This is a genomic window from Stenotrophomonas sp. BIGb0135 (assembly GCF_024810105.1).
Taxonomy (GTDB): Bacteria; Pseudomonadota; Gammaproteobacteria; order Xanthomonadales; family Xanthomonadaceae; genus Stenotrophomonas; species Stenotrophomonas maltophilia_AB.
The window spans coordinates 203,293-224,418 of sequence record NZ_JANUDX010000006.1; the positions used below are offsets into that span (position 1 = coordinate 203,293).

General features: G+C 68.3%; 13 protein-coding genes. 6 read left to right on the plus strand and 7 right to left on the minus strand.

Going from position 1 to position 21,126, the window contains the following annotated elements:
- Window positions 1-23: 23 nt before the first annotated feature.
- On the minus strand, window positions 24-431 hold the full coding sequence (locus M2421_RS14090) for a biopolymer transporter ExbD (protein WP_259207746.1): 408 nt from the start codon (window positions 429-431) through the stop codon (window positions 24-26).
- A gap of 145 nt (window positions 432-576) precedes the next feature.
- Here M2421_RS14090 and M2421_RS14095 point away from each other — a divergent pair, with 145 nt between their 5' ends.
- The 3 genes from M2421_RS14095 (at window position 577) to M2421_RS14105 (ending at window position 4,525) form a co-directional block, all read left to right on the plus strand.
- Complete coding sequence (locus M2421_RS14095) at window positions 577-2,556, plus strand: transglycosylase SLT domain-containing protein (protein ID WP_259207748.1); 1,980 nt, start codon at window positions 577-579, stop codon at window positions 2,554-2,556.
- Between the two features lie 128 nt (window positions 2,557-2,684).
- Window positions 2,685-3,905: a multifunctional CCA addition/repair protein gene (locus M2421_RS14100; RefSeq protein ID WP_259207751.1), complete on the plus strand. Its 1,221-nt coding sequence runs from the start codon at window positions 2,685-2,687 to the stop codon at window positions 3,903-3,905.
- 125 nt (window positions 3,906-4,030) lie between these two features.
- A complete protein-coding gene (locus tag M2421_RS14105) occupies window positions 4,031-4,525 on the plus strand; it encodes a hypothetical protein (RefSeq protein WP_259207753.1) in 495 nt (164 codons plus the stop codon).
- 48 nt (window positions 4,526-4,573) lie between these two features.
- Here the strand turns inward: M2421_RS14105 and M2421_RS14110 are convergent, their stop codons facing one another.
- The 6 genes from M2421_RS14110 to M2421_RS14135 all read right to left on the minus strand — a co-directional run bounded on the left by M2421_RS14110 (window position 4,574) and on the right by M2421_RS14135 (window position 14,450).
- Complete coding sequence (locus M2421_RS14110; RefSeq protein WP_259207754.1) at window positions 4,574-8,527, minus strand: autotransporter domain-containing protein; 3,954 nt, start codon at window positions 8,525-8,527, stop codon at window positions 4,574-4,576.
- Between the two features lie 272 nt (window positions 8,528-8,799).
- Window positions 8,800-9,867, minus strand: a complete 1,068-nt coding sequence (locus M2421_RS14115) for a heparan-alpha-glucosaminide N-acetyltransferase domain-containing protein (RefSeq protein WP_259207755.1) — start codon at window positions 9,865-9,867, stop codon at window positions 8,800-8,802.
- The gene (gene nagA, locus M2421_RS14120; RefSeq protein WP_259207756.1) at window positions 9,864-11,012 is read right to left on the minus strand and encodes an N-acetylglucosamine-6-phosphate deacetylase; all 1,149 of its coding nucleotides are present in this window, start codon (window positions 11,010-11,012) and stop codon (window positions 9,864-9,866) included. The genes M2421_RS14115 and nagA overlap by 4 nt, the downstream gene beginning before the upstream one ends.
- Complete coding sequence (locus M2421_RS14125; protein ID WP_259207757.1) at window positions 11,012-12,040, minus strand: SIS domain-containing protein; 1,029 nt, start codon at window positions 12,038-12,040, stop codon at window positions 11,012-11,014. The genes nagA and M2421_RS14125 overlap by 1 nt, the downstream gene beginning before the upstream one ends.
- Window positions 12,041-12,047: 7 nt before the next feature.
- Entirely contained in the window at window positions 12,048-13,115 is a 1,068-nt protein-coding gene (locus tag M2421_RS14130; RefSeq protein ID WP_259207758.1) for a LacI family DNA-binding transcriptional regulator, read from the minus strand.
- Between the two features lie 42 nt (window positions 13,116-13,157).
- Window positions 13,158-14,450, minus strand: a complete 1,293-nt coding sequence (locus tag M2421_RS14135; RefSeq protein WP_259207759.1) for a sugar MFS transporter — start codon at window positions 14,448-14,450, stop codon at window positions 13,158-13,160.
- A gap of 368 nt (window positions 14,451-14,818) precedes the next feature.
- On the opposite strand from M2421_RS14135, the gene M2421_RS14140 reads away from it, so the two are divergent.
- The 3 genes from M2421_RS14140 to M2421_RS14150 all read left to right on the plus strand — a co-directional run bounded on the left by M2421_RS14140 (window position 14,819) and on the right by M2421_RS14150 (window position 21,046).
- Window positions 14,819-15,844 (plus strand): glucokinase family protein, encoded by a 1,026-nt coding sequence (locus M2421_RS14140; protein ID WP_259207821.1) that lies wholly within the window; start codon window positions 14,819-14,821, stop codon window positions 15,842-15,844.
- 138 nt (window positions 15,845-15,982) lie between these two features.
- Window positions 15,983-18,613, plus strand: a complete 2,631-nt coding sequence (locus M2421_RS14145) for a TonB-dependent receptor (protein WP_259207760.1) — start codon at window positions 15,983-15,985, stop codon at window positions 18,611-18,613.
- Between the two features lie 96 nt (window positions 18,614-18,709).
- Complete coding sequence (locus M2421_RS14150; RefSeq protein ID WP_259207762.1) at window positions 18,710-21,046, plus strand: family 20 glycosylhydrolase; 2,337 nt, start codon at window positions 18,710-18,712, stop codon at window positions 21,044-21,046.
- Window positions 21,047-21,126 lie beyond the last annotated feature (80 nt).

Here is a 21,126-nt window from a genome sequence, read left to right on the forward strand (position 1 = left end):
TGCGCTGCAATGCAGAAAACGGGCTATTGCACGAACGCGATGCGCTGCAGTTGCGCGTTGTTGGCCGCCGCCAGGATCTTGGCCATCACCTCGTACTCGGTGCCCGGGTCGGTTGCGATACGCAGTTCGGGCAGGTTGCCGGCATGGGTCTGCGCCTGCTCCTGCATGCGCGCCTGCAAGGCCGCTACCGGAATGGACTGCCCGTTCCAGGTGACCTGGTTGGCGGCGTCGACGCGCAGTTCGATCGGCGGCGGCGGGTCCAGCGGCGGCGTCACCGCCGTGGTCCGCTGCGGAAGGCCGACCGGGATCGGCAGGGAAATCATCGGCGCGGTCACGATGAAGATGATCAACAGCACCAGCATCACATCGACCAACGGTGTCACGTTGATCTCGGCCAGTGGTCCAGAGTTCCCTGCTGCACGGAATGCCATGGTCTGCTCCTTGCGTGGGGGCCGGTTGCCCCAGCCCGAGACTACGCCCGGCCCAGGCCGCTGCCGCGCGGCCGGCAGGCGGCTGTTCATGATCGAGTCGGCTTGCCCTCACCGCCGTTCACCCGGCGCCGTTATGCTTTCGGCCATGACTCGACTTCCCCTCTGTTTCCTCAGCGTATCTGCCCTGCTGGCCTGTTCCGGCGTCAGCCCGGTAGCCGATGCGCAGAACCTCGACGCGCAGCGCGCGCAGCTCAAGGCCGCCATCGACAGCGCCGAGCGCGGCCAGTTCGACGCCGCCCAGGCCGCCGCCCTCGGCAAGCATCCGCTGTATGGCTGGCTGGAGTACGCCAACCTGCGCCGTAACATCGATACCGTCGGCACCGCCCAGGCCCAGGATTTCCTGAAGCGCTACAACGGCCAGGCGGTGGCCAGCAGCTTCCGCAGCGTGTGGCTGCCCGCCGTCGCGCGCCGCCAGGACTGGCCGACCCTGCTGGCCAACTGGGTACCCACCGACAACGTCGGCCTTCGCTGTGCCCAACTCAATGCGCGCCAGGCCACAGGCAAGGCCGACGCGCAGTGGACCAGCGAAGCGCAGGCGATCTGGCGCAGCACCGGCAAGTCGCTGCCCGATGCCTGCGATGCGGTCTTCGCGGTCCTCGATGCCAAGGGCGGCCTGAGTGCCGACCTGCGCTGGGCGCGGATCGACGCCGCCGCGGACGAACAACAGCCAGCGGTGATGCGCAGCGCCGCACGCGGCCTGCCCGCGGCCGACCTGGCGCTGGCCAACACCTATGCCGCCTTCGTCGACAAGCCCAATGCCAGCGCACTGAACTGGCCGCGCAACGAGCGCAGCCGGCGCATCGCCACCGATGGCCTGGCCAAGCTGGCCAAGGCCGATCCGGCCGCCACCGAGCAGCAGTTGCCGCAGTACGCCAACGCGCTGCAGCTGAGCGCCGCCCAGCAGGCCCAGGTGCTGTACCAGGTAGCGTTGTGGACGGTGGCCTCCTACGGTCCCGAGTCCGCGCGCCGCCTCAATGCCGTGCCCGACGCGGCCTACGACGAGCGCCTGCACGAATGGCGGGCGCGCGAGGCGATGTCGCGCGGCGACTGGCCGCAGGCGCTGGCGGCGATCCGCAAGATGGGCCCGACCCAGCGCAGCGACTCGCGCTGGCGCTATTTCGAGGCGCGCATGCTGGAGAAGACCGGCAAGCGCAGCGAGGCCCAGCCGCTGTACCGCGAGGCGGCGCGCGCAGCCACGTTCCACGGCTTCCTCGCCGCCGACCAGCTCGGCCAGTCCACCTACACGCTGTGCCCGTGGGAACCCAACGACAGCGCGCAGGCGCAGGCGGCGGTCGCGCGCGATCCGGCGATCATCCGCGCGATGGAACTGTTCAAGATCGAGCGCACCGGCTGGGCCGTGGCCGAATGGAACGACGCGTTGAGCCGCTACGACACCACCCAGCGCCGCATCGCGGTGGAAGTGGCGCGCGACAACGGCTGGTTCGACCGCGCGGTGTTCTCGCTCGGCAAGACCCCGGACGAGCAGCGCCTGTACTCGCTGCGCTTCCCGCTGCACCACGATGATGCGATCCGCCGCGAATCGGCACGCAATGCCATCGATCCGGCCTGGGTCGCCGCCGAGATCCGCGCCGAGAGCATCTTCAATCCGAAGGCACGCTCGCCGGCCAACGCCATGGGCCTGATGCAGGTGCTGCCGGCCACCGGCGCCAGCGTGGCCAAGTCGATCGGGCTGGCCAACTACGGCGGCGCGGCCAGCCTGTACGACCCGGACACCAACATCGCCATCGGCACCGCCTACCTGCGCCAGCTGATGAACAAGTACGAAGGCCTGCCCTACATCACCATCGCCGCCTACAACGCCGGCCCGACCCCGACCGCACGCTGGCAGACCCAGCGCCCGGGCTTCGACCCGGACATCTGGATCGAGACCATCAGCTACAAGGAAACCCGCGAGTACGTCGCGCGTATCCTGGCCTTCAGCGTCATCTACGACTGGCGCTTGAACGGCACCGCGCTGCCGGTGACCGACCGCATGAGCGGCCGCCTGCAGGCCAAGCGCAAGAACTTCGCCTGCGCGGCCAACGCGGACAAGGGCGGCGACTGAGAAACGCGCGCCAGGGGGGTGCCGGCCATTGGCCGGCTCCCCCGATGGCCTGGAATTTCCAGCAGCCGGCCAACGGCCGGCACTACCGCCATTGGCATCCCGTCGGCTCACTGCGGCATCATGGCCGCATGAAGATCTATCTTGTTGGCGGCGCGGTACGCGACCGCATCCTGCAACGCGACCCCGGTGACCGCGACTGGGTCGTGGTCGGCGCCTCACAGGCGCAGATGGAAGCATTGGGCTATAAGGCGGTCGGCCGCGATTTCCCGGTATTCCTGCATCCCGATACCGGCGAGGAGTACGCGCTGGCGCGTACCGAGCGCAAGTCCGGCCGTGGCTACCGCGGCTTCGTGGTCGATGCCGATCCGTCGGTGACGCTCGAAGACGACCTGCTGCGCCGCGACTTCACCATCAACGCCATCGCCTGCGATGAAGCCACCGGCGCGCTGGTGGACCCGTATGGCGGCGTGCGCGATATCGAACAGCGCGTGCTGCGCCATGTCGGCCCGGCCTTCGTCGAAGACCCGCTGCGGGTGCTGCGTGCGGCACGCTTCATGGCCCGCTTCGCCCCGCTCGGCTTCACCGTCTCCCCGGAAACCCTGGACCTGATGCGCCAGGTCGCCGACAGCGGTGAGCTGGACGCGCTGGTACCCGAACGCGTCTGGCAGGAACTGCGCCGCGCGCTCACCTGCGCCCAGCCTTCGGCCTTCCTGCGCACCCTGCACGACGCTGGCGCGCTACGCGCGATCCTGCCCGAGCTGGATGCGCTGTACGGCGTGCCGCAACGGGCCGAGTTCCATCCCGAAGTGGACACCGGCGTGCACCAGGAAATGGTCAGCGACATGGCCGCGCGCCTCGCGCCCGGCGATGACCTGATCGGCTTCGCCGCGCTCACCCACGACCTCGGCAAGGGCCTCACCCCGCCGGACGAATGGCCGCGCCACCCGCAGCATGAACAACGCGGCCTTGCGCCGCTGGCCGCGCTGTGCGATCGCTTGAAGGTGCCACTGGAGCACCGTCAACTGGCCGAGGCGGTGTGCCGCGATCACCTCAACGTGCACCGCCTCGACGAACTGCGCGATGCCACCGTGCTGGCGCTGCTCAGCCGCTGCGATGGCTTCCGCCGTCCCGAGCGCATCGCGCAGATCGCACTGTGCTGCGAGGCGGACAAGCGCGGCCGGCGCGGCTTCGAGGACAGCGACTACCCGCAGGGTGAAACGCTCAAGCGCGTGCACCAGGCCGCGCTGGCCATCCAGGCACGCGATCTCGACCTGACCCACCTGAAGGGCCCGGCGGTGGGTGACGCATTGGCGAGGGCGCGTACGCAGGCGATTGGCGCGGTGCGCTGAGCACCGCTCATCCAGCCCCGATGGCCACGGTTTCCGGCCATCCCCTTTCCATACGTCAACATCGTGTTTCATCGCAGAGACCATCCTGGATCTCCGGGCAATGAAACTGCTACCAGGGAGTGGTAATGGCAAGCAATCCATCGGAGCACCTGCTCACCGTCGTGCAGGAAATTGGAAGCCTGGCAATGCTCGGCCTTTTCGCCTGCGTCGCTGGGGCGCTTTGGCAAGCACGCGCGAAGCTCATGAAGCGACCAGCACTGCTGCACGCTGTCGGGCTGGCCATCGTCTGCTTCGGCTACTGGCTGTCCAGATTCAACTTTGGCGAAACAGGAAGCATGGTCGCGTCGGCAGGCATCTTCGGGCTCGGGGTAGCACTACTGGCCGCCAGCTTTACATTGCAGCCGCCTCCCAAAAAGGCGCCGTCGCCGCCAGGCGATCTTGAGCGCCTCGCAGAATCCTTGATCATTCAATTGCGCCAGGAGATTGAGGAGATTGAATCTCGTCCAATGGCGCCCTTGCATAAGAAGCTCAAACTGGAGGAATCACGCGAAAGGCTCTCCACCGCCATTCATCTATGGATTGAAGAATCGAAGGCGCGCAGAAGGGAAGACAACGCGTAGTTGTAGTTTTCTACGCAGGTGAGGCGTCCTTGGGTTGCCCGCAATGCGCTACCAGTCAAACCGCATCCCGATATTCCCCTCGATGCTTTTGCGCTCTTTCTGAGCACTGCTCTCCAGATCGCGCGTGTAATCGGCCACCGCAAACGCGCTGACGTTGGCGTTGAAGCGCGCGACCAGACCGACGCCCACTTCCAGCGCACGCGCGCCCTGCTGGTTGGTCAGCTCGTTGCTGCCGAAGCGGATGCGGTCCTCGCCATCGAAGGTCTGCCAGTAGTTGACCTTGACGTACGGTTGCCAGCCATTGCCGGCCAGGTCGTAATCCGCCGCCAGGCGCAGGCCGACCCGCGCCGTCCAGGCAGTGTCGTTGTCGTAGGCGATCGTGGAGACACGGTCGGCGCTGTCGTCGAGCGAACTGCGCTGCCAGATCACCTGCGCCTGCGGCTCCAGCCACCAGGCCGACTGGCCGAACCGCAGCAACGGCTTGCCCACTTCCAGCGAGGCGGTGGTGCCATCGCCATGCAGGTCGATGCCGAGCCCGCGCGCGGAGGTGGCATCGCCGTCGTAGCGGCTCTGCATCAGCACTGCATCCAGGTAGCCACCGGCGCTGCCCACGCGGGTCCAGTACACACCAAGGTGCTTGTCATCCAGCCGCGTGCGCCCGACGGCGACGTTGTCCCAACCGATCGCGAAGCCGTTGACGTTGCCCTGCGCGCGAGTGCGACCGACGAACACGCCGACCTGGTCGCGATACCGATCATCGGCGCTGGCGTACAGATCGATACCGGCCTGCACGCCCTGGATGTCGCCATCGAAGCTGGGCCTGGCATCGCCTTCCCAATGCTGCTCGTGGCTTTGGCCGATCAGCCGCGCCCAGGCCGAACGTAACCCGCCCTGCCCGGCCAGCAGGCGCTGTTCGCCCTGGCGTTCGTGGAAGGTACCGAGGCTGAGCAGGCTGGTCTCGCGCAGCAGCGGCGGTACCACCGCGTAGGTGGCCGCCTCGATGCGATAGAGCGGAATGATGTCGCCCTGGGCCGGTACCGCGCCGGGTGTAGGCGGCACCGCCAGCGGGCCAGGCACGGCGGCAGGCGTGGTCGGTACGGGCGGCGGCGCATCCCCCTGCGCAGGCGCGACCGGGGCCGGCTCGGGCGGCGGCGGTGGCGGGGCGGGCTCGGGTGCCAGCGGATCCGGATTCTCCGGCACGTCCGGCGACGGTGGCGGGGCCAACGGCGGCGGCGGCGTACCGGCATCCTCCGGCGGCGGCGGTGGGGTGATCGGCGGCGTGCCGAGCGGCGGATTGGCCGGTGCCGGGGTCACGCCGGCCACGAGGGTCGAGCGCAGGTACCAGTTCTCGCCGGTGCCCGCGCTGACACCGCCCTTGAACAGGAAATACTCGTAGGCGCCGGCCGCGACCGGGTTGTACAACGCGAACGCATTCGGCGCGGTGCTGCCACCGTTGATCGACTGCACCACCAGGATGCCGTCGGCAAGCGTTTCGGCCCCGCCGCCGCCGGTGTTGATGATGCCCAGCCCGGTGCTGCCACTGGCCACGCCATTGGAGATCACCAGGCGGTCGGACGGCGATCCATCAGCACCCAGCACCGACTGCAGGTACACCCCGCCGCCGTTGCCTACGTAGTTGCCGGCGATGGTGAACGCGTCGCCGGCGCCGCTGCTGCCATTGCTCAGGTCGATGCGGCCGGCGTTGTTCAGCGTGACCTGCTGGCCGGCGGTGAAACTGCGCACGCTGGCATTGAGACCGCCGGCGAACACCGCGCTGGTCGGGTCGATGTTGAGCGTGCCGCCGCTGGTGGTGAAGTCCGACAGCACCAGGTCGCCATCGAAGGTCAGCTGGCTGTCCTGCTGCAGGCTGATCTGTTCCCAGCCGGTGAAGCGCGCCACGCCGCTGGTGTTGACGTTGTTCATGCTCAGCACGTCGGTGCCCAGGCCGCCGGTGAACAGCGGCAGCGCGCCCAGGTGGCTGTTGTTGAGGTTGCTCAGGGTGGTGACGTCGTTGCCCTCGCCCATGTCCACGGTGCCGTACACCACCCCGCCGCCGGACCAGTCCAGCCGGTCGGTGCCGGTGCTCGCACGGATCTCGCCGCGCACGGTGCCGCCGGTGATGGTGATTGCATCGTCGCCGCCGCTGACGCTGATGTTGCCGCCGATGTAGCCGTCGGACAGGATGATCGTGTCGTTGCCGAAGCCGGTGACCAGGTTGCCGTCGATGGTGCCGCCGGACATGTCGAACGTGTTGTTCTCCAGCTTCATGTTGACCCGGCCGATGCGACCGCCGGTCATCTCGGCGTAATCACCATCGTCGAAGCCGCCGATGATCTGCCCACCGGTCATGCGGAAGCGGTCGGTACCGTCGCCCTGCAGCAGCGCGCCAACGGTGCCGCCGGTCATCAGGAACACATCCTGCCCGCCGCCCTGCTGCACGGTGCCGGTGATGGTGCCGCCGCTGACCTCCATCTGGTCGACATCGTCGCCCTGGTCCACCGAGGCCAGCGTACCGCCGCTGATCACCAGCGCATCGTTGCCGGCGCCCTGGGTGACCGCACCGGCGATGCTGCCGCCGAGCATCTGCAAGCGGTCGTTGCCGTTGCCCTGCGCCAGCGTGCCGCCGATGCTGCCGCCGGGCCGTACGATCGCGGTGTCGTTGCCGTCGCCCTGGTCGACGTTACCGACGATCACCCCGGACACATCGAGCAGGTCATCGCCATCGCCGAGCAGTGCCGCGCCGGTCAGCCGCCCGTTGACGATCAGCGTCTGCGCGCCGCTGGCGCCGATCACGTTGGCCGCCGCGCCCCCACGCTGCTGCAGCGCGCCATTGATCTGCAGCGTTGTACCGTTGGCCATGGTCAGGCCGGCCGTTTCCAGCGTATTGCCCAGCACCAGCGAGCCGCCATTGAGGGTGGTCGCACCGGTGACGCTGTTGAGGCCGGCCAGCGTCAGCGTGCCGGCGCCGGTCTTGTCCAGCGCGCCGGTGCCGTTGATGCTGCCGGCATAGGCGCCGTCGTCGGGCTGGGTGAAACGCACCAGGCCGTTGTTGGTGACCCCGGGCGGCAGGCTCTGCGCGCGCGCCTCCAGGATGCCGGCCGGGTCCACGATCACCGGGCCGGTGTAATTGGCGTTGTTGCCGGTCAGCGCCAGCGTGCCCTGCGCCACCGTGGCCACCGTCACCCCGGTGATCGTGCCGGTCAGCGTCCACTTGCCGGCATCATTCTTGGTCAGCGATTCGAAACCGACGAAGTTGCCTGGCAGGGTCGAGTCACCGGTGCCACTGAGGAAAATCGCGTCGTTGCCGGCGCCACCGCTGAAATTGCCGGTGATCGAGGAGCCGGTATACAGGCGCAGGATGTCGTTGCCGCCGGCCAGGGAGATGTTGCCGATCACCTGGCCGCGGTTGCTGAAGTCCAGTGCACCGTTGCCGGAGCCGCCGATGACGGTACCGGGGGCCTGGATGATGCCGGTCTCGGTGTTGATGACGGTGTTCAGGCCGGTGGTGTTCTGCGACCAGATCGCCACCGCGTTGTTGGCGCGGATCGTGCCGCTGTTGACGATGGTGTTGCCCGCGCCCTGGAAGTTGACGACCTCCGCACTGCCCTGGCTGCCCAGCGCCAGCACCTGGCCACCGGCGTCGATGGTCAAGGTGCCGCCGTTGCGGAACTCGACCGTGTTGCCGCCGGCCCCATACAGCCCCGGCGCACTCACCGCCGTGGCGCTCACCGTGGCGCCGGTACCCACGTGGATGTTGGCGGCGTCGCGCAGCGAGATCGCGGTGTCGTTGCCCACCACCAGTTGGGCGTCGGCCTGCACATCCACCGTGCGGCCGTCCTCGGCGGCGATATTGCCGTTGCCGATACGGGTGGGGTGAGGATTGGGCGCGGCCGTGGTGCAGGTCGTGGTGGCACCGGTGGTGACACAGTCGGCCTGGGCGCCGAAGGAAACAAGCAGCGCAGCGATGCTCAGCGCGAGGGGGTGGTGCGTGGACCTGATCATGCGGCTTCCTCTGGACGACAAAGAGAGCGGCGGCGGCATGGCAGGTCATCGAAGCCCCCTGCTCCTGACTGCACGCATCACCTTGGAGTTCACGTCGGCAGGACACTGCCGGGGACTGCATGTTCGGTGGATGGGACAACGTGTCGAGACAGCAAGGAAACCGGCGCGGGCGATCGGCTGACCGCTCCCCAGTGGCTTCTTTATTTACGCAGGTGCGCTTACGTACTTTTACTGCTCAGTTGTGATGCGAACGTAAATTTTGATGGCGCCGATCATATTTTCAGGTAGATCCGGCGGCGATCCAGAGCCCACACCACGCCCCACCACACCGCCACGAAGCCCAGCGCGCACAGCAGCGACGCCCGCGCGGGCGCCGCCGGCATGGCCGCCGCCAGCGCAGTGAATGCCCACGCCCAGGCACCGCTCGCACCCAGCACCAAGGCCATCGCCGAGGATCCGAGATAGGCGGCAATCGCGTTCACCCCGAAGCGTCGGCCCAGCGCCGGGGCACCCCAGCGATCGATCAGCAGGTGCGCCAGCAGCAGCGCAGTCACCGACAGCCCGCCGCTCCAGAGCACGAAGCTGGGCGTCCACAGGTGTTTGTTGAGCGGCAGCCACAGGCTGGCCACGCCGCCCAGCATCAGGCAGGCCGCCGCCAGCACGGCCAGGCCGCCCACCTGCCCCGCACGCAGCGCGGCGCCCGCGCGCAGGCCCAGCAACGTGGTCGCGAGCGCCCCCAGGCTGCTCAGCAGGCCTTCGGGGTCATGGCCGAGCCCGCTGACGGGGTCGTACTTGTACAGAAACGGTGCGAACAACGCGGTATCCAGCCGGCTGGCCGGGTTCTCCCACGGCGCCAGCGAATCGGCCCCGAGCAGGATCGCCGCGTACGCCACCAGCAGCGCGCCGATGACCCACCACTGCGTGCGCGCGCGCGTGTAGATCGCCAGCAGCCCGACCACCGCCACGCACAGCGCGATCCGTTGCAGCACGCCCCATAGCCGGTACGCCGGCAGCTCGACCAGCCACCAGGCCAGCAGGTGCAGCAGCGCACCGGCCAGCAGGATGCGCAGGGCGCGCTGCAGCAGCCCGCTGCGCAGCGCCGGGCGCAGGCTGGCATCACCGGCACGCGGGGCCAGGCTGAAGGCCATCGACACGCCGGCGATGAACAGGAACAGCGGGAAGATCAGGTCGGTCGGGGTGAACCCATGCCAGTCCGCGTGCAGCAGCGGCGCATACACGTGGTTCCAGTCGCCGGGGTTGTTGACCAGCAGCATCGCGGCCACGGTCAGCCCGCGCAGGGCGTCGATCGAGCCCATGCGCGGCGATGCGGCCGCGCTCACGCGTCCTCGCGCTGGCCGGCGATCCAGGTGCTGCGCACCTGCAGCGCGTCGTCGAGCAGCACCAGGTCGGCCTGGTAACCCTCGGCGATCTCGCCCAGGCGATCGTCCAGGTTGAGGAACTGCGCCGGGTAGCGCGACGCCATGCGCGCGGCTTCCTCGAGTGGCAGGCCGAGCAGCTGCACCGCGTTGCGCACCGCCGTGGCCATGTCCAGCGCCGAGCCGGCCAGCGAGCCGGCCGCGTTGCGCACCACCCCGTCCACCGCGGTGATCACTTCTCCATACAGTTCGTAGCTCGGACTGTCGGCGCCCACCGGCGGCATCGCGTCGGTCACCAGCATCACCTTGCCGCGCGGCTTGGCCGCCAGCGCCACGCGCAGGCTGGCCGGGTGCACGTGCACGCCATCGGCGATGATCCCGACCCAGCTGTCGCGGTCTTCCAGCGCCGCGCCCACCGCCCCCGGCTCGCGCCCGGTCAGCGGCGACATCGCGTTGTACAGGTGGGTGAAGCCGCGGATGCCGGCATCCAGCCCGGCGCGTGCTTCTTCGTAACTGGCCGCGGTGTGGCCGGCGGCGACGATCACGCCACGTTCGACCAGCGCGCGGATGCTCTCCAGCGGCACCCGCTCCGGGGCCAGCGTGAGCAAGGTGACGCCATTGTCGAGCGAGGCCGCCATCGCGATCTCGTCGGCATCGGGCACGCGGAATTTGTTGGCGTCGTGGGTGCCCTTGCGCGCTGGCGCGATGTACGGGCCTTCCAGGTGGATGCCGAGCACGCCGGGCACGCCCTGCGCGATCGCAGCGCGGGTGGCATCGATCGCGCGGCGCATCACCTGCGCATCGTCGCTGATCAGGGTGGGCAGCAGGCCGGTGGTGCCGAAGCGGCGGTGCGCGGCGGCCAGCGTGCGCAGGCTGTCCACGTCCGGCGTGTTGTTGAACAGCACGCCGCCGCCGCCGTTGACCTGGGCATCGATGAAGCCCGGCAGCAGCCAGCCGCCGCCCAGGTCCATCTGTTCATCGGCGCTGCCCAGCTGCGGGGCCGCATCGGAGAGCAGCGCAGTGATGCGGCCCGCTTCGATCACCACCGCGAGGTCGTCGCGGAACTCGTCGCCCGCCAGGATGCGGGCGTTGCGCAGCACGGTTTTCATCAGACGGTTTCCGTTACCTTGTTCAGATGCGGCGGCAGGTCGGGGTTGTGCCCCCGCCGCAGGGCCAGTGCGTTGATGGCGCGATAGAACGCCTGCACGGTGAGCAGCGGCGCGCACGCCGGGTGCGGCGCCACCGGCAGCGGCAGGTCGCCGCCGACGTCGGCCAGCCACACCTGCGCATCGCGTGCGCCAAACTCCTGCAGCACCGCGCGGGTGCCCGCCCCGGTTTCATCGGGCTGGGCGAAGGCCAGCACCGGGAAGCCGGGACCGACCAACGCCATCGGGCCGTGCTTCACTTCGGCCGAGCTGTAGGCCTCGGCATGCAGGCCGCAGGTTTCCTTGAACTTGAGCGCCGCCTCCTGCGCCGCGCCCAGGCCCAGGCCGCGGCCGAGCACGAACAGGTTGTGCGCCGGCACCAGACCGTCGGTGAGCGCGGACCAGTCGCTGTCCCAGGCCTGTCGCAGCGCGTCGGGCAGCGCGCGCAGCGAGGCGATCAGCGCCGCGTCCTGGGTCCAGTAGGCCACCAGTTGCAGGATCGCCGACAGCGAAGCCAGGTAGCTCTTGGTCGCCGCGACGCTGCGCTCGGCGCCCGCCCCCAGCGGGATCACCGTTTCGGCCAGCTGCGCCAGCGGCGAATCCTCCACGTTGACCAGGGCCACCACGCGCGCGCCGGCCGCGCGTGCGGCCTCGGCGTTGCGCAGCAGGTCCGGGCTCTTGCCCGACTGCGAAATCACGATGTACAGCGCGCCGCGCAGCTTCAGCGGGGCTTCGTAGACCGAACCCACCGACGGCGAGGCCGATGCGGTGACCAGGCCGAGCCGGGTCTCCAGCAGGTACTTGGCGTAGGTGGCGGCATGGTCCGAGCTGCCCCGCGCGCAGGTCACCACGAACGGCGGCGGCGCCGTGCGCAGGCTGGCGGCCAGGGTCTCCACCGCGACCTGGTTGCGCGCGAACTGCGCGGCGATCACGTCGGCGGCTTCCGCGGCTTCGCGGTACATCAGGGTGTCGTGGGGGGCAGGCAGGGACATGCGGGACTCAGGTGGTTTCAGGAGAAGGAGGGCGCGTGCCCTGCGGGCGCATCGGTGCGGTGGATCCGCGCACCACCAGCTGCGGGACGAAGCCCTGGTTCTGCAGCTGCAATGGCGCGTCGTCGTAGGCATCGCTGCGCAGCTGCGCGATCAGCAGGCGCGCGGCATGCCGGGCGATGTCTTCGGTGGCCTGCTTGGCGGTGGTCAGCGGTGGCCACGACTGGCGCGAGAACGGGCTGTCCTCGAAGCCGGCGATGGACAGGTCGTAGGGCACGTTCATGCCCGCCGACTTGGCCGCCGCCAGCACGCCGGCGGCGATCTCATCGTTGGAGCCGAAGATCGCCGTCGGTGGCTCGCGCAGCGCCAGCAGCCGGCGCGCGCCACGGAAGCCATCGTCGAAGGTGTAATCGCCCTGCACCACCAGATGCTTGTCGATGCTCATGCCGTAGTCGCGCAATGCCGCTTCATAACCGGCGTAGCGCTCGCCGCTCGAGCGGTGCGAACTGCCGCCCCAGAGGAAGCCGATGCGCAGGTGGCCAAGCTGGATCAGGTGCTCGGTGATTTCATAGGCGGCCTCGCGGTCGTCGACGAACACGCAGGCCCCGTCTTCGGGGTCGGCGGTGGCGGCGATGATCCGCACCAGCTTGATGCCGCGTGCGGTGAGCGCCGCCACCAGGTCGGCACGCTCGGACATCGGCGCGGTCAGCACCAGCCCGGCCAGGCGCGAACGCTGCACCCAGTCGGCCAGCTCTTCGGCCAGCATCGGCGAGCTCGAATCGCAGGGATGGATCTGCAGGCCGAACCCGGTCTCGCGGCAGGCGGCCAGCACGCCGTTCTGCACGCCGATGATGTGGTACGGGTTGGGGTTGTCGTAGACCAGCCCCACCACCAGCGTGGTGCCGGTGCGCAGGTTGCGCGCGGCCGGATCGGGCTCGTAGTCCAGCTCGGCGATCGCCCGCAGCACCCGCGCACGGGTGGCCTGCATGACCGAGGGCTCATTGTTGATGACGCGCGAGACGGTCTTCAGTGACACCTTGGCCCGTTCGGCGACATCCTTGATGGTCGCTCTGCGCATGCTCTTTTCCTGCGGATCCCGTTGGACGTCCATGATCGCCGATCACTGCCCGTCGCGGGACAGCCCCACCCGGTGGCCGCGCACCGAGTAGAACAGGATGTACAGGTAGCAGGGCACCATCAGCCCGGCGAACACCCACTGGAAGTCGACGTGCTGCTTGAGCACGGCAAACAGCTGGGGAATGATCGCGCCACCGGCGATGGCCATCACCAGCAGGGCCGAGCCGGTCTCGGTGAAGCGGCCCAGCCCGCGGATGGCCAGCGGGAAGATCGCCGGCCACATCATGGCGTTGGCAAAGCCCAGCGCGGCCACGAAGCCGACCGACACATAGCCATGCGTGAGCAGCGCGCCGATGCAGAACAGCACGCCGAGCACGGCGGAAATGCTCAGGTATCGCGACTGCGAGACCCGGTGCGGGATCAGCGCCAGGCCGACCAGGTAGCCCAGCAGCATCGCGCCCAGGGTGATCGAGGTGAACATCTTGGTCTGGTCCAGCGGCAGGCCGAAGCCGTGGCCGTAGGTGCCGATCGCATCGCCGGCCATCACTTCCACGCCGACGTATACGAACAGGCACAGCACGCCCAGCCACAGGTGCGGGAACTGGAAGATGCTGGTGCGCTCGGCCACCCCCGGCGCGCGGGCCGGGGTGGCATTGGCTTCCGACGTTTTCAGCTCGGGCAGCGGCGAGAACAGCACGCCGACGGCCAGCACCACCAGCAGCCCGGCCATGGCCATGTACGGCAGCTGGATCTTGGCGGCGAAGTCGTTGAGCAGCACCGTCCTGGCCGCCGCATCGGCCGCCTTCACCTGCGCGTCCAGGTCGCCGATGCCGTGCAGCACCAGCGTCCCGATCAACACCGGGGCGAGCATGCCGGCGATCTTGTTGCAGATCCCCATCAGCGCGATGCGCCGGGCCGCGGTTTCGATCGGGCCGAGGATGCTGATGTACGGGTTGACCGCGGTCTGCAGCAGGGCCAGGCCGCTGCCGATGATGAACAGGCCGCTGAGCGCACCGGGGTACCAGCGCTGCTGCGCGAAGTGGGCGAAGACCACCGCGCCGACCGCCATCACCAGCAGGCTCAGGCTCAGGCCCTTCTTCATGCCGGTGCGCTTGAGGATCCAGGAGGCCGGCAGCGCCAGGAAGAAATAGGAGAGGTAGAACACCATCAGCACCAGGAAGGCACCGACCTCGTCCAGCTCGAAGGCGAGCTTGACGAAGGTGATCAGCGGCCCGTTGAGCCATGTGAAGAAGCCGATCAGGAAGAACAGCACGCCGATGATCAGGATCGAGGTGAGCACGCTCGAACGCGCGGAGGCAGCAGGCACGGCAGACATCAAGAGAGCTCCTGCATCGACGGCGCCAGGCGGCGTCGGAAGAGTGACTGGGAACAACGTTGTCACATTTATTCGTCGCCGCCAGCGGGTTTGTCAACAACCGGTTTTCGCCGCCGCCGCTGGTCAGGGGATGTTGCACCTGCGCAGATTGCACGCCCCGCCACGCCTTGCGGCCGCTACGTCACCCCTTTCGGGCGGTGTGCAGAAACATGGCGGGCCGTGGCTGAAAACGTTTTCCTGCGGCACTGGCCGCTGCGGCGCAACATCGAAAGTGTGAGGTTATCGTTGACATCGTTGTCAGAACGATTACAGACTCCGCCTCAATCGCCGGGTCAGACCGGTCGTGCATACCCAAGGGAGCCCGTGTGATCGCAGCCGCCCACTCTGTACCGGCCCATGCCCTGCCCCATGCGGTGCCGCCGTTCCTGGCCGCCGACGTGGGGGGTACGCATGTCCGCGTGGCCAGGGTGCAGGCCGGCCTGGACCCGGACCATCCGGTGCAGTTGCTGGAGTACCGCAAGTTCCGCAATGCCGATTACCCCGGCCTGAGCGCCATCCTGGCCGAGTTCCTCGGCAGTGGCCCGCGCCCGGCGCACTGCGTGGTGGCCACCGCTGGCGTGGCGCGCGAAGACGGCACCGTGATCACCGCCAACGTGCCCTGGCCGCTGTCGGCGCGCCGGATCGAGCAGGATGTCGGCCTGGAGCAGGTCTACATCGTCAATGATTTCGAAGCGGTGGCCTACGCCGCCGCCCAGGTCGATGCCAGCGGCGTGCTGCAGTTGACCGGCCCGGCCACGGCCCCGCGCGGCCCCACCCTGGTGGTCGGCCCCGGCACCGGGCTGGGCGCGGCGGTCTGGATCCCCACCCCTCATGGCGCGGTGGTCCTGGCCACCGAGGCCGGCCAGCCCACCCTGGCCAGCACCACCGAACTGGAAATGGCGATCGTGCGCCAGATGCAGCGCGAGCATGCGCACGTCTCGGTGGAGCACGCGTTGTCCGGCCCCGGGCTGATGAACCTGTATCGCGCGCTGTGCGCGCTGGACGGGCAGACGCCCACGCTGACCACGCCCGATGCGGTCACCGCCGCGGCGATGGCCGACCAGGACCCGACCGCGCGCCTGAGCCTGGAGGTCTTCTGCGGCCTGCTCGGCAGCACCATCGGCGACATGGCCCTGCAGTACGGCGTCACCGGCGGGGTGTACCTGGCCGGCGGCATCCTGCCGCAGATCCGCGAATTCCTGTTGAACAGCACGTTCGTGTCCCGGTACCTCAACAAGGGCCCGATGCGCGAAGCGCTGGAACGCATTCCCGTGAAGGTGGTCGAGCACGGGCAGCTGGGCGTCATCGGCGCCGCCAGCTGGTACCTGGGACATAGGGACCACCCGAACGCCTGACGGCGCGCCGGGCAAGCAACACGCAGTACGTGGCACCCATGGCGCGCCCCCGGTCAGGGACGCGCGGCAAAGTCGTACCAGACGCACGAAGACACACGCCGTCGCCGGCGAACCATCGGATTGATGAGGAGAGACATCATGAACCACCGCAAGAGTCTGCTTTCGGCAGCCATTTTCAGCTGTCTGGTGTTCGGCGCGCAGGCGCAGGAAACCTCCACCACCCCGACCGACCTGGACACGGTCAGCGTCGTCGGCATCCGCGCCAGCCTGGAAAAGTCGCTGGACACCAAGCGCAACAACGTGACCATCTCCGAGGCGATCACCGCCGAGGACATCGGCAAGTTCCCCAGCACCAACGTGGCCGAGGCGCTGTCGCAGCTGCCCGGCATCTCGCTGGACCGTCGCTTCGGCCAGGGTGAGCGGGTCAGCATCGACGGCACCGATCCCAGCCTCAACCTGTCCTTCCTGGACGGCCACCCGGTCGCGCAGGCGATCTGGCTGTACGGCGAGCAGCCCAACCGCGGCTTCGACTACACCCTGCTGTCGCCGCTGATCCTGGGCCGCATGGAAGTCATCAAGTCCTCCGAAGCGCGCCTGACCGAAGGCAGCCTGGGCGGCACCATCCTGATGCACACCCGCCAGCCGCTGGACATGCGCGCCAATGAAGTGGCCGCCTCGGTGGGTTACAGCTACAGCGACCAGGCCAGCAAGGGCAAGCCGAACGCCTCGGCCATCTACAGCTGGAAGAACACCGACGAAACCTTCGGCATCAACGTCGCCGCGCAGCACTATGAAGAGCGCGTGGACCGCCAGGGCATGGAAGTGTTCGGCTACGCCAAGGCCTCCACCTTCACCAACGCGCCGGGCGTGGACCCCAACGCGGACGTGCCCAACTCGGTCAACGCCGCGTGGTTCCAGCAGGACCGCAAGCGCGACAGCGCCGTGGTCAACCTGCAGTTCAAGCCGACCGACGAACTCGAGTTCAACCTGAGCGGCCTGTACATCAAGGAAAACTTCGACAACTACAACCAATCGATGTACTCCTTCCTGACCTGGAACCCCGGCACCGTCGGTGCGGTCAACCAGCTCGGCGACGTGCGCAACGGCGTGGTCAACAGTGGCCACTCCAACGCCAGCGCGACGGCCAACAGCGGCACGGTGATCTACGACAACAACGTGCGCGAATCCGAAGTGACCACCAAGGGCCTTGACCTGCGTGGCGCGTGGAAGGGCGACGGCTGGGGCATCAGCGGCCAGGTGGGCCAGAGCAAGTCCGAGAACAAGGACCTGGCCCAGTACTTCATCGAACCGTTCTACAACGGTGGCTTCAGCTGGAACCTGGACAAGGGCATCACCTTCGACAACCCCGACGCGGCCCGCAACCCGGCCAACTGGGGCTCGGCCGGTGGCTGGTTCGGCAACAACGGCATCTTCTCCACCGACAGCAAGGACACCTACGCACAGCTGGACTTCAACGTGCAGTTCGACAGCATCTTCAACCAGCTGCAGTTCGGCGTGCGCCACGGCAAGCATGAAGAAAGCTTCGACCTCAACGTGTACGGCGGCGTGCGCCCGGGCACCCTGGCCGACGTCGGCACCATCGGCCTGACCGACATCCAGGGCTTCAGCGACGGCCAGGGCCGCCACGTGCAGGTGGGCCGCGACAACGTGCTGAACTGGGTCAAGGGCAGCCCGCTGGACTACGCCAACCCGGATCCGGCCAGCTACCTCAACAACAGCTGGGCGCTGGAGCAGACCAACAACGCCGCCTACGCGCAGTTGAACTTCTCCAACGGCCCGGTGCGCGGCAACGTCGGCGTGCGCTACGTGGATTCCAAGACCGCCGGCAGCGGCTTCGTCTACGGCGGCACCCCGACCCTGACCGACCTGGACAGCAAGTGGCAGACGCAGACCAAGAAGGAAGACTTCCTGCTGCCGTCGGTCAACCTGGTGTACGACACCGACAGTGACTGGGTGTTCCGCTTCGGCGCCAGCAAGGTCATCGCCTGGGCGCCGTACAACCAGATGGTGAACAACACCTTCCTCAACGACACCACGCTTACCGGCAGCGGCGGCAACGCGGCCCTGTCGCCGTACGAGTCCTGGAACTACAACCTGTCGGCCGAGTACTACTTCGCCCCGCAGTCGGTGGTGGCCTGGTCGCTGTTCTACAAGAAGATCGACAACTACATCGATACCAGCGCGGTCACCGAACGCCAGTACAACTCGATCCGCGACACCTCGCCGGCCACCTGGGCCAACATCGTGGGCACCAACGGCTGCGCCGCCGACGGTTACTGCGACTACAGCATCCAGCGTCCGCGCAACGCCGGCAGCGGCCACGTCAAGGGCTTCAACCTCAGCTACCAGCAGCCCTTCGGCGAGAGCGGCTTCGGCCTGACCGCCAACTACACCTACGCCAACGGTGAGAACAACTCCGGCGATGCGCTGCCCTACCAGTCGCGCAACTCGGTCGCGTTCAGTCCGTACTACGAGAAGGGCCCGATCAACGCCCGCCTGACCTACAACTGGCGTGACAGCTACCTGGCCGGCGGCTACGTCGCAGGCTCGGCACCGGCCAGCGTGGACGACTACGCCGAGCTGGGCGCCAGCTTCGGCTACACCTTCAACGAGAACTGGTCGCTGACGCTGGACGCGCAGAACCTGCTCAACGAAGAGTATTTCCAGTACCTGGGCGACAAGGACCACCTGGCCTCGCGTTACAAGAGCGGCCGCCGCTACATGGCCACGGTGCACTTCAAGTTCTGATCGCCATAGCACTATGCTGAACGCCTGAACGACGGGCCCGGACCTCCGGGCCCGTTTTTACAGGTGGAATCCGATTCGCACCACAGGAATGACCCGATGCATACCCGCACCCGTCGTACCTCGCTGTCACTGCTCTCCTTCGCACTGGCCCTGTCCCTGGCACCGCGCGCGCATGCCACCGATGCGCAGGCCCCCGACGGCCCACGCGCGCTGCCCGGTTCGCTCCCGCTGATCCCGGCGCCGGCCAAGGTGGAACGCCTCGACGGCGCCGCCTTCAACGTGCGCGCAAGCACCCCGGTGTGGGCCAGCGGCGAGGCCGCGCAGCGCGTGGCGGGCCAGTTCACCACCCTGCTGCGCAACAGCGGCGGCCCGGCCCTGCAGATCACACCCGGGCGCGGCACGCACGGCATCGCCTTCGTGCTGGACCCGTCGCTGAAGACCGGCGCCGAGGGCTACCAGCTGCATTCCCAGGGCAACGGCGCCACCGTGCGGGCGGCCACCGAGGCCGGCCTCTTCTATGGCGCCGCCACGCTGTCCCAGCTGCTCAGCGGAGGGAGCAACGGCGTGCTGCCGGCGCTGCGCATCGACGACGCACCCCGTTTCAGCTGGCGCGGGCTGATGCTCGATTCGGCCCGCCATTTCCAGAGCCTGGACGAGATCAAACGCGTGCTCGACGCGATGGCCGAACAGAAGCTCAACACCTTCCATTGGCATCTCACCGATGACCAGGGCTGGCGCATGGAGATCAAGCGCTACCCGAAGCTGACCGCGGTCGGCAGTTGCCGCATCCCCGCCGGCGATGGCGGCCGCGACCCGGTCACCGGCGCGGAGCGGCCGTACTGCGGCTTCTACACCCAGGACCAGATCCGCGAGGTGATCGCCTATGCCGCCGCGCGCCACATCCAGGTGATCCCGGAGATCGACGTGCCGGGCCATGCCACCGCCGCGATCGCCGCGTATCCCGAACTGGGCACGCTGGACACCCCGCTGAAGCCGCTCAGCGAATGGGGCGTGTTCCCCAACCTGTTCAACACCGAGGAAAGCACCTTCCAGTTCCTGGAGAACGTGCTGGAAGAAGTGATCACCCTGTTCCCGGCCAAGTACGTGCACGTCGGCGGCGACGAAGCGGTCAAGGACCAGTGGGAAGCATCGGCGCGGGTGCAGGGGCGCATGCGCGAGGTGGGCGCCGGCAATGAAATGGAGATGCAGAGCCACCTCATCAAGCGCCTGGAAACCTTCCTGGAGCAGCACGACCGCCGCCTGATCGGCTGGGACGAGATCCTCGAAGGCGGCCTGCCGCCGGAGGCCACGGTGATGTCCTGGCGCGGCACCGACGGCGGCCTGAAGGCGGCCAGCGAAGGCCATGACGTGGTGATGTCGCCGGTCACCGACATGTACATGGACTACCTGCAGACCCCCTCGGACAACGAACCGCCGGGCCGTCCGCTGACGACCCCGCTCGGCCGCGTGTACGGCTTCGAGCCGGTACCCGATGCGCTGGCCCGCGACAAGCAACAGCACATCCTCGGCCTGCAGGCGAATATGTTCACCGAGCACACGCGCAGCTACGCGCGCCTGCAGCACAACCTGTTCCCGCGGCTGGCGGCCGTGGCCGAGACCGGCTGGTCGCCGCGCGAGCGCCGCGATTACGCCGATTTCCTGGCCCGGCTGCCCAGCCAGCTGCAGCGCTGGCAGGCGATGGGCGTGGCCTACGCGCAGACCCCGTTCCAGGTGGAACTGGACAGCCACGACGACCGCAAGGCCGGCACCGCCACGTTGACGCTGCGCACCCCGCTCAACTACGAGGTCCGCTACAGCACCGATGGCAGCCCGGTCACCGCGCAGTCGCCGCGCTACAGCACGCCGCTGACCCAGCCGCTGCCGGTGACGCTGCAGGCGGCGACGTTCTTCAACGGGCAGCCGCTGGCCAGCGCGGCCAGCCGCTTCGAGCTCAGCGCGACGTCGCTGCTGAGCCGCAACGACCAGCAGTTGGCGATGTGCCCGGGCGAAGGCAAGCTGCTGCTGCGCCTGGAAGACGACGGCCCGGCCGATGGCGAGCGTGCGATCTTCAACGTGAACATCTTCAACCCGTGCTGGCTGTGGAAGGACGCCGATGTGGACGGCATCGCCAGACTGCGCGTGCGTGCCGGCCAGATTCCGTACTACTTCCAGTTGGCCCACGACGAACCGCAACGCACGTTCAGCCCCGCACGCAGTGCGCATGGCGAGATGGACGTACTCAACGGAAACTGCGATGGCACGCCGCTGGCCACGGTGAAGCTGCCGGCCAAGCCGGGGGCGGACGGGTTCATCACGCTGGACGCAGCCCTGCCGCGATCGGTGAAGGGGACGCAGGATCTGTGCGTGCGCTTCACCGGGGATACGCGGCCGACGATGTGGGTACTGGATACGCTGACGCTGGTGCCGCGCTGAAGACCGGTGGAGGCGCCGGCCGCGGGCCGGCGCCCCGTGAATCCGACATGCTGTGGTTGCCGGCCCTGGGCCGGCCCTAC